The following is a 13075-nucleotide window of genomic DNA, read 5'->3' on the forward strand; positions in this document are numbered from 1 at the left end:
CACAGCGGCTGGCCGGCGTCTCGGCGCCGCCGCGCTGGCGCGGACGCCTGGTGTTCTGGCTGGCCACGTCATGCCCGACGACCATCGAACTGATCCTCGCCAGCGAAGGCGAGGCGGAGCGTCGGATCCGCCTCGCGGAAGGAACCCACTCGGCCATCCGCATCGGCACCCATGCCTGGCTGCACCTGCTGGATGTCGCGCTCGACCCGCCGTTGCCCTGCGCCCGCCTGGTCGACTACGACCTGCGTCTGGCCGCCGACGGCCGGGAGCCCGCGGGAATCGCCGAATGGGCGCCGCATCTGCTCTACCCCGGTCGCCAGCGCGCCAGCCTGGTGCTCAAGCCACGTCTCGACCAGTTGCTCCACGGCTCCTGCCGCAAGCCGCATCACCCGGCGGCCGATGGCCTGCTGCAGGTCGACCGGCTGCTGGAGGAAAACCTGCTGCAGGCCGAAAGCCGCCCGGCGTTGCTGATGATGAGCGGCGACCAGGTCTACGCCGACGACGTCGCCGGGCCGATGCTGGTGGCCATCCATGGGCTGATCCGCCGCCTCGGCCTGTACGGCGAACACCTGGAAGGCGCGCTGGTGGACGACAGCGAGGCGCTCTACGCACACCCGGCCACCTACTACCGGCGCGAGGACCTGCTGCCCGCCTTCAAGTCCAACGAAGCCCTGCGCGAGCGCTTCTTCGGCGGGGTGAAGAAGCCGATCTTCACCTCGGCCAACGCCCACAACCATCTGGTCGGCCTGGCCGAGGTGCTGGCGATGTACCTGCTGGTCTGGTCGCCGGCGCCCTGGCGCCTGGTCAGGCTGGAACCGCCGCCGGGGCTGGATGCGCGGCACGCGCAGCGCTTCGCCGACGAGCGCCGGCGCATCGAAGCCTTCCGCGATGGCCTGCCCGGCGTGGCGCGGGCACTGGCGCATATCTCGTCGCTGATGATCTTCGACGACCACGACATCACCGACGACTGGAACCTTTCCGCGCGCTGGGAGCTGACCGCCTACGGCCATCCGTTCTCCCGGCGGATCATCGGCAACGCCCTGCTTGCCTACCTGCTCTGCCAGGGCTGGGGCAACGACCCGCAGCATTGCGGCGAATGGCTGGCGCCGGTCGCGGCCCTGATGGAGGGTGCCGCGGCAGACGGCCGGCTGCCCTGCGCCGAGCAGGACCGCCTGCTCGATGCCCTGCTCGACTTCCAGCACTGGCACTACCGGTTGCCTGGCAGCCCGACCCTGATCGTCCTCGACACGCGCACCCGCCGCTGGCGCAGCGAACGCAACCTGGGCCGGCCCTCCGGGCTGATGGACTGGGAGGCGCTGAGTGAACTCCAGCAGGATCTGCTCGGCGAAAAGGCGGCGATCATCGTGTCGCCGGCGCCGATGTTCGGGGTCAAGCTGATCGAGGGCGTGCAGAAGCTCTTCAGCTGGATCGGCCAGCCGCTGCTGGTCGATGCGGAAAACTGGATGGCCCATCGCGGCGCGGCCTCGGTGATGATGAACATCTTCCGCCACTCGCGCACGCCGGGTAACTACCTGATCCTTTCCGGCGACGTGCATTACTCCTTCGTCTACGACATCCGGATTCGCCACCGCGAGCGCGGGCCCCGGCTCTGGCAGATCACCAGCAGCGGGATCAAGAACGAATTCCCGCGACGCCTGCTGGACTGGTTCGACCGCCTCAACCGCTGGCTCTATGCGCCCTGGTCGCCGCTGAACTGGCTGACCCAGCGGCGCAGCCTGGAAATCCGCCCGCGCGTTCCGCAGCACAGCCAGGCCGGCGAGCGCCTGTGGAACAGCGCCGGGATCGGCCAGGTATTCATTGGCGAGGACGGTCGTCCGCGCGCGGTGTTGCAGGTCAATGCCGATGGCTCGCCGGCGACCGCCTTCGAGCGACATCGCGACGTCGAAGACGAACGAGCGGACCAGTCGCCGGTCGCGCCGGATCGCTGAGACGCCAGAACAAGGGGGACGGGCGGACGCCGCGCCGCGTCATCCGCCCGCCCGGTTTCAGAACGGCCGCTCCTGCACGTCCAGGGTCGCCGCCAGCGCTTGCCAGAGCACCTCGGCGAAGACCCGCTGGGCGTCGCCGGACAGGTACGCCTGCATGGCCGCTTCATCGCTCCACTCGCTGTGCAACAGCCACAGGTCGGCGTCCCCGTCCGCCTGGCGCAGTTCGTAGCGCAGGCAACCGGGTGCAGCCTGGCCCGCCTGCGCCAGCTCTTGCAGGCGCAGGCCGAGGCGGTGCGACTGGCCGCTGCGGGCGCGAATGCTGACCAGGTGACTGGCCCGATTGAACGCTGGCATGCTCTCTGCCTCCTCGACATGGATTCGCCGCTGCGCAAGCGGCACCAGGAGTGGAAGGGCCGGCGGCGCCGAGACGCCGGCCAGCCGCTGTGGGGTGTAAGGGTGACGCATGTGCCCTGCCTCCGATTACCAATTGCCGGGATGGGTCCGCGCCAGCGCGCCGCCCGCGGCGGGGCCGGCAGGCGAACGGGAAGGCGTGTCGGGGACCCGCGCGCCGTCGCGCGACCGCGAACGGGAGGCGCCCGGCGCGCGCTCCGGCGGCACGCCGCCCGATGACAGTCTGGCCTGTTGATTTGACATAGGTGTGTCCCCCTGCAGGTATTTCCCATCGGCATGACGGAGATTCCGCCATGCCAGCCAGATTAGGGGGACGGCGCGGGGAATCGGTAGACGGATACTGTCGGGTTCTTGCCTGAAACTGCCGCGTTCCGGTTTTTTCTCATCCGCTTGCGCCCGGTGAAACGAGCTGGCTTGCCTGTTCCTGGCGAATGCTTGCCTGATCCTGCCATCGCGCAGCGCGATGGATGCCTGTCGCCGCGACGCGCGCTAGTCTTGGGAAGGTTTCCCCCGCGAGTCCCCGCATGAGCGAAAACACCCCGCTTCTTTCCGTCGATCTCCCCGCCGAATTGCGCCAGCGCCAGAGCGAACTGGCGCAGTCGCTGCTCAGGCATTGTCCCCGCGACGGTATCTACGACACCGCCGTCGAACCCCTCGCCCTGATCCGCGCCGACGGCCCCACCCTGCCGGCGCGCGGCATGCACAAACCTGCCCTGTGCATCATCGCCCAGGGCCGCAAGGAGGTGCAGTTGGCCGAGGAGCGCTATATCTACGATCCGTTGCACTACCTGGTGGTCTCGGTCACCCTGCCGCTGGCCGGCCAGGTGATCGACGCCTCGCCGGACGCGCCCTACCTCTGCGTCCGGCTGGATATCGACCCGGCGGAAATCACCCAGTTGATCTCCGACGCCGGGCCCATGGAAGTGGCCAGCCGGCGCGGCGACCGCGGCCTCTACGTCGACCGTATCGACGCCAGCCTGCTGGATGCGGTGCTGCGCCTGATCCATCTGCTGGACAGCCCGCGCGACATCCCGATGCTGGCGCCGCTGATCCTCCGCGAGATTTTCTACCGGCTGCTGCGCAGCGGCCAGGGCCAGCGCCTGCACGAGATCGCCATCGCCGACAGCCAGGCCCACCGCATCACCCGCGCCATCGACTGGATCAACCAGAACTACGGCAAGCCGCTGCGCATCGAGCAACTGGCCCAGGTGGTCAACCTCAGCCCCTCGACCCTGCACCACCGCTTCAAGGCCGTGACCGCGATGAGCCCGTTGCAGTACCAGAAGCAGCTGCGCTTGCAGGAAGCACGCCGGCTGATCTTCAGCGAGGGCCTGGAAGTGGCCGCCGCCGGCTACCGGGTCGGCTACGAAAGCCCGTCGCAGTTCAGCCGCGAGTACAGCCGGCTGTTCGGCGCCCCGCCGCTGCGCGACCTGGCGCGGGCGCGCAACACCGCCTAGGGGAACGCGGCAGCGGCCGCGACGGTCAATCGGGAAGCGGCGGGATACCTTCGTCGCCCCGACCGACCTTGCGCAACCGTACCCGCCATGACCCGAGCCCTGCCCCTGCTCCTGCTTGCCCTGTCCCTTCCCGCCGCGGCGACGGACAGCGAGTCGTTCGCCCGCCGCTACCTGGCCTATGCCCATGCCGTCGGCCAGCACAGCGAACGACTCTGGCCCGGCTGGCGGATGGCCGACAAGGCCTTCCTCTACAGCGATGGCCGCAGTACCTGGGTCGCCGATGCCGAAGGCCGCGCGCAGCGCACCACGGCGGCGGGCGACAGCGACCCGGATCTCGACCTGAGCTATGCCTTTCCGCGTTACCGGGGCCGTCCGGCGGTGCTGCTGCAGATCAGCGCCGCGCACCTGCGGAGCAATACCGGCAATAGCGAGACGCTGGCCGCCATCGGCCCGCACGAAGCCTTCCATCGCTACGCCCAGGAAGACTGGCCGGGCCTGCGCAAGCCCGGTGGCTATCGCGGCGACCTGGCCACGCTCGACCCGCGCCCGCGGGAATACCGCTATGCCCTGTTCCAGTCGCTGCTCCAGGCCCTGCGCACGCCCGGGCAGCGCGACAGCTACCTGAGCGACGCCCAGGGCTGGCTGCGCCGCTGGCGCGAAGCGGCTCCCGAGGAAAGCCGGCTGGCGGCGCAGGTCGATCTCAGCGAAGGCACCGCGCGCTACATCGAGATGGCCGCCGCCGCGCGCTACCGCACCGATTTCGCCGAGGATCCGCAACGCTATCGGCAGGCGCTGCGGGAGTACGCGCTGGCCTTCTACGATGCCAACGAGATCGGCGTCGGCGTCGACAGCGAAGCCTACGAGATCGGCGCGCTGGCCGGAGTGCTGCTGGACCTGCGCGACGACGACGCGGACTGGAAGGAGGCCGCGATAGCCGGCACCTGGCCGCTGGACTACCTGCTGCGCGACCAGCCTCCGGCCTGGAGCGAACTTCCCGACGACGCGCGGGCGCGCGGCGAGCGCTACCGGCGTGAGATGGGCGCCACCCGCCAGCGCCTGGTCGAGTTGCAGGAGGCCTTCGCCGACCCACGGCGACCGCTGCTGGTGATCCCGCAACCGCGCCGCACCATCGGCTTCACCACGGCGGCCAGCAAGGTGCGCGGGGGCTTTTACGTTCTTGCCGACGGGCCGTTCCGCCAGGCCTACCTCGGCGCGCGCTGGAATGTCGGCGAGCTGACCCTGGACGGCGTCGACTACCTGGAGGGCGACGCCGAGGCGTACTGCCCGGGCTACGGCCGTTCGGCACTGATTCCATTGCGCGGAGGCGCTTGGCGCGAGGGCACGCTGGCGCCGGAAGAACCCGGCCTGCGCGGCCGCCTGGCGACTGCTCGCAGCCTCGTCGACGGGCGGACCCTATATTGCGCGGCGGAGAATGCTCCTTGAGGACCGACAACGGCGCTACAATGCCCGCTCGCCGCCGCAACCCCGCCGAGGGCTCGCCATGAAGTTCCTGCTGATCGGGCTGATCCGCTTCTACCAGTACGCAATCAGCCCGCTGATCGGTCCCCGCTGCCGCTTCTACCCCAGTTGCTCGCACTACACCCTGGAAGCCATCCGCGTACATGGCCCGCTGCGAGGCGGCTACCTCGGCGCGCGCCGGCTGCTGCGCTGCCACCCCTGGCACCCGGGCGGCTACGACCCGGTTCCGGAGCGCCAGGAACAGGCGTGCGCCTGCCACAGAACGGCGAAGCCCGGCGAATGAAGCCGGCGAAAAGATCGCAACGGCGACATCCCGCACATAACCGGACCCGCCGGTCGACATGCGGAATTGATAAAACCTATCATTCAGGGTCCATCTCCCCGGCTATCGCCCGGCGCCCCCTTGCGCCCGGCTACGCCGGGGAGTTCCGCTCAAACGTTTCATCCTGAGGCTCCGATGCCCCGTCATCCCTTCTCCCCTTCCTTCCTCGCCGCCAGCGTCTTCTGCGCCGCCACCCCAGCCCTCGCCGCGCTGCAACCGATCGCCGAAGCGCCGCTGGCCGGCGAAACCGAGTTCCGCTGCCAGTTCAACGCCGACAACAGCACCGATTGCGTGAGCACCTACAGCTTCACCATCCTCAAGCCGAGCGGCCGCGAGATGCTCTCGCGCATCGATCGCAGCTACGCGGAGACCGACAGCCTGATCGTGGAGAAGGCCGAGCTGACCCAGCCCGGCGGCAAGCCGGTGCCGCTGGACCAGTCGCAGATCGATACGCGCACCGCGCCGAACCCGGACCAGGGCTTCCTGCGCGAACGCCAGACCTCCCTGGCGTTCCCCAACCTGCGCGTCGGCACCCGCATCAGCTACACCTTGCGCGAGCACTTCACCGCCAAGCCGCTGAGCACCCAGTTCCACTACATCCTCAGCCGCCCGCCGATGCCGGTGCGCGACGACCGCTTCGTCGCCGAGTTCAAGGCCGAGCGGCCGATCTTCGTGCGCAGCGAGCTGATGGACGCCTATCGCATCGAACAGAGCGCCGACAAGAAGACCCTCAAGGTCAGCCTGAAAAAGCCGCAATACACCAACTACATCAACGAAGCCGGCAACGCCTACCTGCGCCATACCCCGCGCCTGGAGCTGGGCAGTTCGCTGGACCTGCAGGACAACTTCGGCCCGTTCGCCGCGCGCTACAACGAGATCCTCGCCGCGGAGCTGCCCAAGGGCGCCGCGGCGGCCGTCGCCGCGGTGAAGGGCAAGCCGGCCCGCGAGCAGGTCGCCGGCCTGATGCAGTACATCAACGACACCTACCGCTACCTGGGCGACTGGCGCGCCAGCGAGCGCGGCTACGTGCCCTTCTCCCTGGCGGAGATCGAGCGCAATGGCTACGGCGACTGCAAGGACCTGGCGATCCTCCTCGCCGCCATGCTCAAGGCCGCCGGGATCAAGGCCGAACCGACCCTGGTCAGCCGCGGCGACGTGGTCTGGGACCTGCTGGTGCCCGGCATGTACGCGCCGAACCATGCCATCGTCCGCGCCGAGGTGGACGGCAAGACCTGGTGGCTGGACCCGACCAACCCGGTGTTCGCTCCCGGCCGCACCATGCCCGACATCCAGCAGCGCTGGGCGCTGGTGCTGGGCGCCGACGGCAAGGTGCGGCGCGACGAGATTCCCCTGGAAGCGCCCGGCGACACCCTGCGCGTGACCCGCAGCGAGCATTACACCCATGACGGCGAAGCCCGGGTCGAGTCGCGCGTGGAGCTTTCCAATGCGCCGCTGATGCAGCTCAGCGTCGCCGATCGCCAACGCGGCCGCACCAGCACCGACCAGGACCTGTGCCGCAACTTCGCCAAGGAAGGCAGCGACTGCGTGCTGGAGCGCGACGACAGCCAGTTCGTGCTGCCGCCCAGCTATACGATCAGTGCCAGGCTTACCGACCGCCGCGCCCTCGACCGGCTCGGCGGAGAGTATTTCTACAACCGCCAGGACCTGGCCAGCCAGTGGGACGCGTTCGCCAAGTACCGCAGCGAAGGCCAGTTGGCCGAGCTGTACCTGGGCGAACCGCAGATCACCTCCTACGACATCAGCCTGTCCGGCGGCAAGACCGACGAGCCGGCGCACAGTTGCGAGATCCGCAGCCCCTGGTTCGACATCGACCTGCAGGCCGAACCGGCCAAGGACGGCGGCTACCACTATCGCTACCGGGAAGTGCAGAAGACCAGTTGGCTCAACCACGACGAGATCAACAGCGCCGAGTTCGGCAAGCTGATCGAGCAGAGCCGCGGTTGCGTCGAGCAACTGCGCCTGGTGGTCAAGCTGGACAAGCGTCCCTGAGCGACGCGCGCCCGCTCCGGCGGGCGCGTCCAGCCGCACAGCGGGCGATTCTTCTACTCGCCCGCGCAGCCCTCCAGGCCGAGCGCCTGCTCATAGAAACGCGCCATGCGCTCCGGGTCGGCGACGTACGCCAGCATTCCGCTGGCGAGCCTGTCGCCTACACCTGCCAATCGAGCCGCAGCCCGGATTCGAACATACGCCTCTCCCCGCTCAGCGGGTCGTCGAAGCGCAGCCCCCTGGCCAGCAGCTTGAGCGGCCGCCGGTAATCGTCGGGGCTGTCCTCGGCGTCCAGCAGCTCGGGATAGAACCCGTCGTTCTGGATACCCGCGCCGAGTGCCGCGAGGTGCACGCGCAGCTGGTGCTTCTTGCCGGTCACCGGATACAGCCGGTAGCGCCACCAGCGGCCGTTGCGCTCGGCGACCTCGATGCGCGTCTCGCTGTTCGGCTCGCCCTCGCCTTCGCGCATGCGGAAGAACGGCTCGCCGGGCACCAGGCGGGTCCTGCGCAGCAACGGGAAGTCCAGTCGCGGCAAGGCCGGAGCGATCGCTTCGTAGTACTTGTCGATACGCCGCTCGCGGAACAGCGCCTGGTAGCGCCCGCGGCTGCCGGGATTGGTCGAGAACAGCACCAGCCCGGCGGTATGCCGGTCGATCCGATGCAGCGGCACCAGGTCGCGATTGCCGGTGCTGCGGGCCAGCCGCGCCAGGAGCGTCTGCTCGACATAGCCGCCGGCCGGCATCACCGGCAGGAAGTGCGGCTTGTCCGCCACCAGCAGATGCTCGTCGCGGTACAGGATGCGCGCCTCGAAAGGGATCGGCGCCTCCGCCGGCAACTCGCGGAAGTAGTGCACACGCAGGCCTTCGCGATACGCCGCCTGCGGGCCCAGCGCACGCCCCTCGGCGTCCAGCACCCGGCCCCGCTGCATGCGCGCCAGCCAGGTGTCGCGGTCGATGGCCGGGAAACGCGCGCAGAGACAATCGAGCACGGTGCTCCAGGGGCCGGCCGGCAGATGCAGGGTGCTGGCGCGGAGACTGGCGTCGGGCAAGGAAGGAGACGACATGCGGCAACTCGGGAAGGACGGGCGAACATTAGGCCGCAGCGCGGCGCACAGGTCAAAGCGCGCCGGAGCGAAACGAAGAAACCGCCCGAGGGCGGTTTCTTCCGTGATCCAGGGATCGAATCAGGCGGCGCTCGCCTTGCGCTCCTCCGCCAGGCAGGCGGCGGCGGTGAACAGCACGTCGGTCGAGGAGTTCAGCGCCGTCTCCGCGGAGTCCTGGAGAATCGCGATGATGAAGCCTACCGCTACCACCTGCATCGCCACCTCGCTGGGAATCCCGAACAGGCTGCAGGCCAGCGGGATCAACAGCAGCGAGCCGCCGGCCACGCCGGATGCGCCGCAGGCGCAGACCGACGCCACCACGCTGAGCAGGATCGCGGTCGGTACGTCCACGGCGATGCCCAGGGTATGCACCGCTGCCAGGGTCAGCACGGTGATGGTGATCGCTGCGCCGGCCATGTTGATGGTCGCGCCCAGCGGGATCGATACCGAATAGGTGTCTTCGTGCAGGCCCAGGCGCTCGCAGAGCTGCAGGTTGACCGGGATATTGGCTGCCGAGCTGCGGGTGAAGAACGCGGTCATGCCGCTTTCGCGCAGGCAGGTCAGCACCAGCGGATAGGGATTGCGGCGGATCTTCAGGAACACGATCAGCGGGTTGACCACGAAGGCCACGAACAGCATGCAGCCGAGCAGCACCACCAGCAGGTGGGCGTAGCCTTTCAGGGCCTCGACGCCGGACTCGGCGAAGGTCGAGGCGACCAGGCCGAAGATGCCCAGCGGGGCGAAGCGGATCACCACCTTGACGATCAGCGAGACGCCGTTGGACAGCTCGGAGAGCAGGTTGCGGGTGGTATCGCTGGCGTGGCGGAAGGCGATGCCGAGGCCGATGGCCCAGGCCAGGATGCCGATGAAGTTGGCCGAGATCAGGGCGTTGACCGGGTTGTCCACCACGCTCAGCAGCAGGGACTGGAGCACCTCGGCGATGCCGCCCGGAGGCGACATCTCGCCCGGATGGCTGGCCAGCACCAGGCTCGAGGGGAAGGCGAAGCTGGCGATCACCGCCACCACCGCGGCGCTGAAGGTGCCGACCAGGTACAGCAGCAGGATCGGCCGGATATGGGTCTGCTGGCCTTGCCTGTGGTTGGCGATGGATGCCATCACCAGGACGAACACCAGTACCGGCGCGACGGCCTTCAGCGCGGAAACGAAGACCTTGCCGATGAAGCCGACCTTGAGCGCGGCGGCCGGGAAGAAGCTGGCGAGCAGCAGGCCGGCGATCAGGCCGACGATGATCTGGCCCACCAGGCTGGTACGCGTCAGCAGATGAAGCAGGGGACGTTCAGGGTATGTCATGCAGATTTCTACTCTTATAGGTGTGTCGAAGGCCGGCCCAGGCAGCTTCCATGCCGAACGACCCTGTGCCGTTCCGCCCCCGCGAAGGGATGGTTCGAGCGAGCCGGGTAGTCTAGGGAAGGACGCGCAGCACCACAGGAAACACCGACCAGCGGATACCGGGCTCCCCCGCCACGGCCATCGAACCGGATCGGGACGGCGTGGATTCTAGCCGTGTCTGCGCTTTTTGGGGGCGTCCAATTCTGTCTGGATTCGGACATGTCGTCGCAGGTGCATTGCCAGCCGGGAGGCCGGAAACCCCTGTGAAAAGGAGGGAAAACGCGGAATTCGCTGTCTGCAGATAGCCAAAGCCCGCCGTGAGGCGGGCTTCAGATGGGGGGCTAGTCCGTTAGCCATGGGTCCATGATTGACCCGTCACCGTGAAAATTTCGTGAAGATTACCAATCTTTTTCCTTCACTTTTTCGCTGAATCCATTCACCGCTCGCCTCACTGGGTCGGGCTCAGCTCGCTCTCCTGGAAGCGCGGCGGCGGACGGCTGAAGCTGCGAGTCAGGTAGAACAGGTAGCCGAAGCCCAGTCCGGCCCAGATCAGCCCCATCACCAGCGAGGTGCTTTCCAGGTTGAGCCAGAGCACCGCGACGATGGCCGCGCCGAGCAATGGCAGGACCAGGTAGTGGAAATGCTCCTTGAGGCTGCGGTTGCGCCCGCCGCGCACATAGAAATGCACGATCACCGAGAGATTGACGAAGGTGAAGGCCACCAGGGCGCCGAAATTGATCAGCGCGGTCGCCGTCACCAGATCGAAGGAGATCGCCGAGAGCGCCACCATGCCCACGATCAGCACGTTGATCGACGGCGTACGCCATTTCGGATGGACGAAGCCGAAGATCCGCTCCGGCAGCACGTTGTCCCGCCCCATCACGTACAGCAGGCGCGACACGCTGGCCTGGGAGGCCAGGCCAGACGCCAGGGTATTGATGAAGGTGGCGCAGAGGAAGATCGACTGGAACAGCTTACCGCCGACGTACAGGGCGATTTCCGGCAACGCCGCGTCAGGCTCCTTGAAGCGGACGTTGGTCGGGAAATAGGACTGCAGGAAATACGACACGGTGATGAAGATCACCCCGCCGTACAGCGCGGTGAGGAAGATCGCCCGCGGGATCACCTTGGCGGCGTCGCGGGTTTCCTCGGACAGCGTGGTCACCGCGTCGAAACCGAGGAAGGAAAAGCAGAGGATCGTCGCCCCCGCCACCATCGCCGAGAGATGCGCGTGCTCGGAGAAGAACGGCTGGGTGCTGAGCACCGTGGCGGTCCCCTCCCCGTTGTTCAGGCCATGGATCACCAGGCCGATGAAGACCACGATGATCGCCAGCTGGACCAGCACGAAGACGGTGTTGAAATTAGCGACCAGGTTCACGCTCTTGATGTTGATGAGGGTCATGATCAACACGAACATCACCACCCAGACCCATGGCGCGACCTCGGGGAACAGTGCGGTCAGGTAGATCTTCGCCAGCAGCGCGTTGATCATCGGCAGGAACAGGTAGTCCAGCAGCGACGACCAGCCGACCATGAAGCCGACATGGGGATTGATCGCCCGTTGCGCGTAGGTATAGGCCGAGCCTGCGGTGGGGAACTGGCGGACCAGCTTGCCGTAGCTGATCGCGGTGAACAGCACGCCGGCGAGGGCCAGCAGGTAGGCGGTGGGCACGTGTCCCTGGGAAATCCCGGATACGATGCCGAAGGTGTCGAAGACGGTCATCGGGGTCAGGTAGGCCAACCCGATCATGACGATCTGCCACAGCTTGAGGGACTTGCGAAGCTGGGTTCGTTCTGCGGTGGGGGGAGGATTCGACATGGGTATGCTTGCCTCGATTTCTTCTTTTTCTAATGCACAGCAAAGGAAGGCGGACGGGCGGAAACCGCAGGCTTGCCGCCGTCTACCTTCAGCAAGGGTGGGAACCTCGACGGAAGAACGGGCGGGCGGCGCCGGACCGGAGCCACCCGCCCATGCTCACACGGTGTGCAGGTACCAGTTGTACTCGAGGTCGGAGATCGAGTACTCGAACTCCTCCAGCTCGCTTTCCTTGCAGGCGACGAAGATGTCGATGTACTTCGGATCGATGTACTTCGCCAGGATCTCGCTGTCGTCCAGTTCGCGCAGGGCGTCGCGCAGGTTGTTCGGCAGGCTCGGCTCCAGCTGCTCGTAGGAGTTGCCTTCGATCGGGGCACCCGGCTCGACCTTGTTGGTCAGCCCGTGGTGCACCCCGGCAAGCACCGAGGCCAGCAGCAGGTAGGGGTTGGCGTCGGCGCCGGCGACGCGATGTTCCAGGCGTACCGCGTCCGGGCTGCCGGTGGGCACGCGCAGGGCCACGGTGCGGTTGTCCAGGCCCCAGCTCGGCGCGTTCGGCACGTAGAACTGCGAACCGAAGCGGCGGTAGGAGTTGACGTTCGGGCAGAGGAAGGCCATGGAGGCCGGCAGGGTCTCGAGCACGCCGCCGATCGCATGGCGCAATGCGGCGTTCTGCTCGGGATCCTCGCTGGTGAAGATGTTGTTGCCGTGCTTGTCGAGCAGCGAGATATGCACGTGCAGTCCGTTCCCGGCCTGGCCCGGATAGGGCTTGGCCATGAAGGTGGTGTCCATCTCGTGGTCGTAGGCGATGTTCTTGACCAGGCGCTTGAGCAGCACCGCGTGGTCGCAGGCCTTGAGGGCGTCGTTGACGTGGTTGAGGTTGACCTCGAACTGCGCCGGTGCGGATTCGGCGACGATGGCGTCGGCCGGGATGCCCTGGGCGCGGGCGCCGTCGATGATGTCCTGGAGGCACTCGACGTATTCGTCGAGGTCGTCGATGGAGTACACCTGCACCGACTGCGGACGCTTGCCGGAGATCGGCGAGCGCGGCGGCTGCGGCCGGCCGTTCACGTTCTCCTGGTCGATCAGGTAGAACTCCAGCTCGAAGGCGGCGACGATGGTCAGTTCCATCTCGGTGAACCTGGCCACCACCTGGCGCAGGACTTCGCGGGGGTCGGCGAAGAA

Annotated in this window: 10 protein-coding genes; 5 read left to right on the forward strand and 5 right to left on the reverse strand. The window is 67.5% G+C overall.

Annotated elements, in window-relative coordinates:
* Positions 1 to 8 precede the first annotated feature (8 nt).
* Positions 9 to 1949: an alkaline phosphatase D family protein gene (locus tag FFS27_RS17765; RefSeq protein ID WP_256659530.1), complete on the forward strand. Its 1941-nt coding sequence runs from the start codon at positions 9 to 11 to the stop codon at positions 1947 to 1949.
* A 57-nt stretch (positions 1950 to 2006) separates the two neighbouring features.
* On the opposite strand, the gene FFS27_RS17770 is transcribed toward FFS27_RS17765, so the two are convergent.
* Positions 2007 to 2303 carry an antibiotic biosynthesis monooxygenase family protein gene (locus tag FFS27_RS17770; RefSeq protein WP_003088696.1) on the reverse strand — a complete coding sequence of 99 codons (297 nt, stop codon included), beginning with the start codon at positions 2301 to 2303 and terminating at the stop codon, positions 2007 to 2009.
* Between the two features lie 581 nt (positions 2304 to 2884).
* On the opposite strand from FFS27_RS17770, the gene cmrA reads away from it, so the two are divergent.
* The 4 genes from cmrA to FFS27_RS17790 all read left to right on the forward strand — a co-directional run bounded on the left by cmrA (position 2885) and on the right by FFS27_RS17790 (position 7628).
* Complete coding sequence (gene cmrA, locus FFS27_RS17775) at positions 2885 to 3817, forward strand: AraC family transcriptional regulator CmrA (RefSeq protein ID WP_003111651.1); 933 nt, start codon at positions 2885 to 2887, stop codon at positions 3815 to 3817.
* Positions 3818 to 3904: 87 nt separating this feature from the next.
* A complete protein-coding gene (locus tag FFS27_RS17780; RefSeq protein ID WP_015503020.1) occupies positions 3905 to 5260 on the forward strand; it encodes a hypothetical protein in 1356 nt (451 codons plus the stop codon).
* 58 nt (positions 5261 to 5318) lie between these two features.
* Positions 5319 to 5579 (forward strand): membrane protein insertion efficiency factor YidD, encoded by a 261-nt coding sequence (gene yidD / locus FFS27_RS17785; RefSeq protein WP_021264708.1) that lies wholly within the window; start codon positions 5319 to 5321, stop codon positions 5577 to 5579.
* A 174-nt stretch (positions 5580 to 5753) separates the two neighbouring features.
* On the forward strand, positions 5754 to 7628 hold the full coding sequence (locus FFS27_RS17790) for a DUF3857 domain-containing transglutaminase family protein (RefSeq protein WP_003088690.1): 1875 nt from the start codon (positions 5754 to 5756) through the stop codon (positions 7626 to 7628).
* Between the two features lie 157 nt (positions 7629 to 7785).
* Here FFS27_RS17790 and FFS27_RS17795 read toward each other — a convergent pair whose 3' ends face one another.
* The 4 genes from FFS27_RS17795 to FFS27_RS17815 all read right to left on the reverse strand — a co-directional run.
* Positions 7786 to 8688, reverse strand: a complete 903-nt coding sequence (locus FFS27_RS17795) for an RluA family pseudouridine synthase (protein WP_014603788.1) — start codon at positions 8686 to 8688, stop codon at positions 7786 to 7788.
* Between the two features lie 120 nt (positions 8689 to 8808).
* On the reverse strand, positions 8809 to 10038 hold the full coding sequence (sstT, locus tag FFS27_RS17800) for a serine/threonine transporter SstT (RefSeq protein WP_003088680.1): 1230 nt from the start codon (positions 10036 to 10038) through the stop codon (positions 8809 to 8811).
* A 487-nt stretch (positions 10039 to 10525) separates the two neighbouring features.
* Complete coding sequence (locus tag FFS27_RS17810; RefSeq protein WP_003088677.1) at positions 10526 to 11896, reverse strand: APC family permease; 1371 nt, start codon at positions 11894 to 11896, stop codon at positions 10526 to 10528.
* A 156-nt stretch (positions 11897 to 12052) separates the two neighbouring features.
* Positions 12053 to 13075, reverse strand: a 1023-nt coding sequence (locus FFS27_RS17815; RefSeq protein ID WP_033939702.1) for a glutamine synthetase family protein, incomplete at its 5' end; no start/stop codon positions are given.

The organism is Pseudomonas sp. 2VD (assembly GCF_005503585.1).
In the GTDB taxonomy this organism is placed as follows: Bacteria; Pseudomonadota; Gammaproteobacteria; order Pseudomonadales; family Pseudomonadaceae; genus Pseudomonas; species Pseudomonas aeruginosa.

Coding starts and splice junctions, on each gene's coding strand:
- FFS27_RS17770 (WP_003088696.1), bottom strand. CDS start 2,303: ATGCCAGCGTTCAATCGGGCCAGTCACCTGGTCAGCATTCGCGCCCGC.
- cmrA (WP_003111651.1), top strand. CDS start 2,885: ATGAGCGAAAACACCCCGCTTCTTTCCGTCGATCTCCCCGCCGAATTG.
- FFS27_RS17780 (WP_015503020.1), top strand. CDS start 3,905: ATGACCCGAGCCCTGCCCCTGCTCCTGCTTGCCCTGTCCCTTCCCGCC.
- yidD (WP_021264708.1), top strand. CDS start 5,319: ATGAAGTTCCTGCTGATCGGGCTGATCCGCTTCTACCAGTACGCAATC.
- FFS27_RS17790 (WP_003088690.1), top strand. CDS start 5,754: ATGCCCCGTCATCCCTTCTCCCCTTCCTTCCTCGCCGCCAGCGTCTTC.
- FFS27_RS17795 (WP_014603788.1), bottom strand. CDS start 8,688: ATGTCGTCTCCTTCCTTGCCCGACGCCAGTCTCCGCGCCAGCACCCTG.
- sstT (WP_003088680.1), bottom strand. CDS start 10,038: ATGACATACCCTGAACGTCCCCTGCTTCATCTGCTGACGCGTACCAGC.
- FFS27_RS17810 (WP_003088677.1), bottom strand. CDS start 11,896: ATGTCGAATCCTCCCCCCACCGCAGAACGAACCCAGCTTCGCAAGTCC.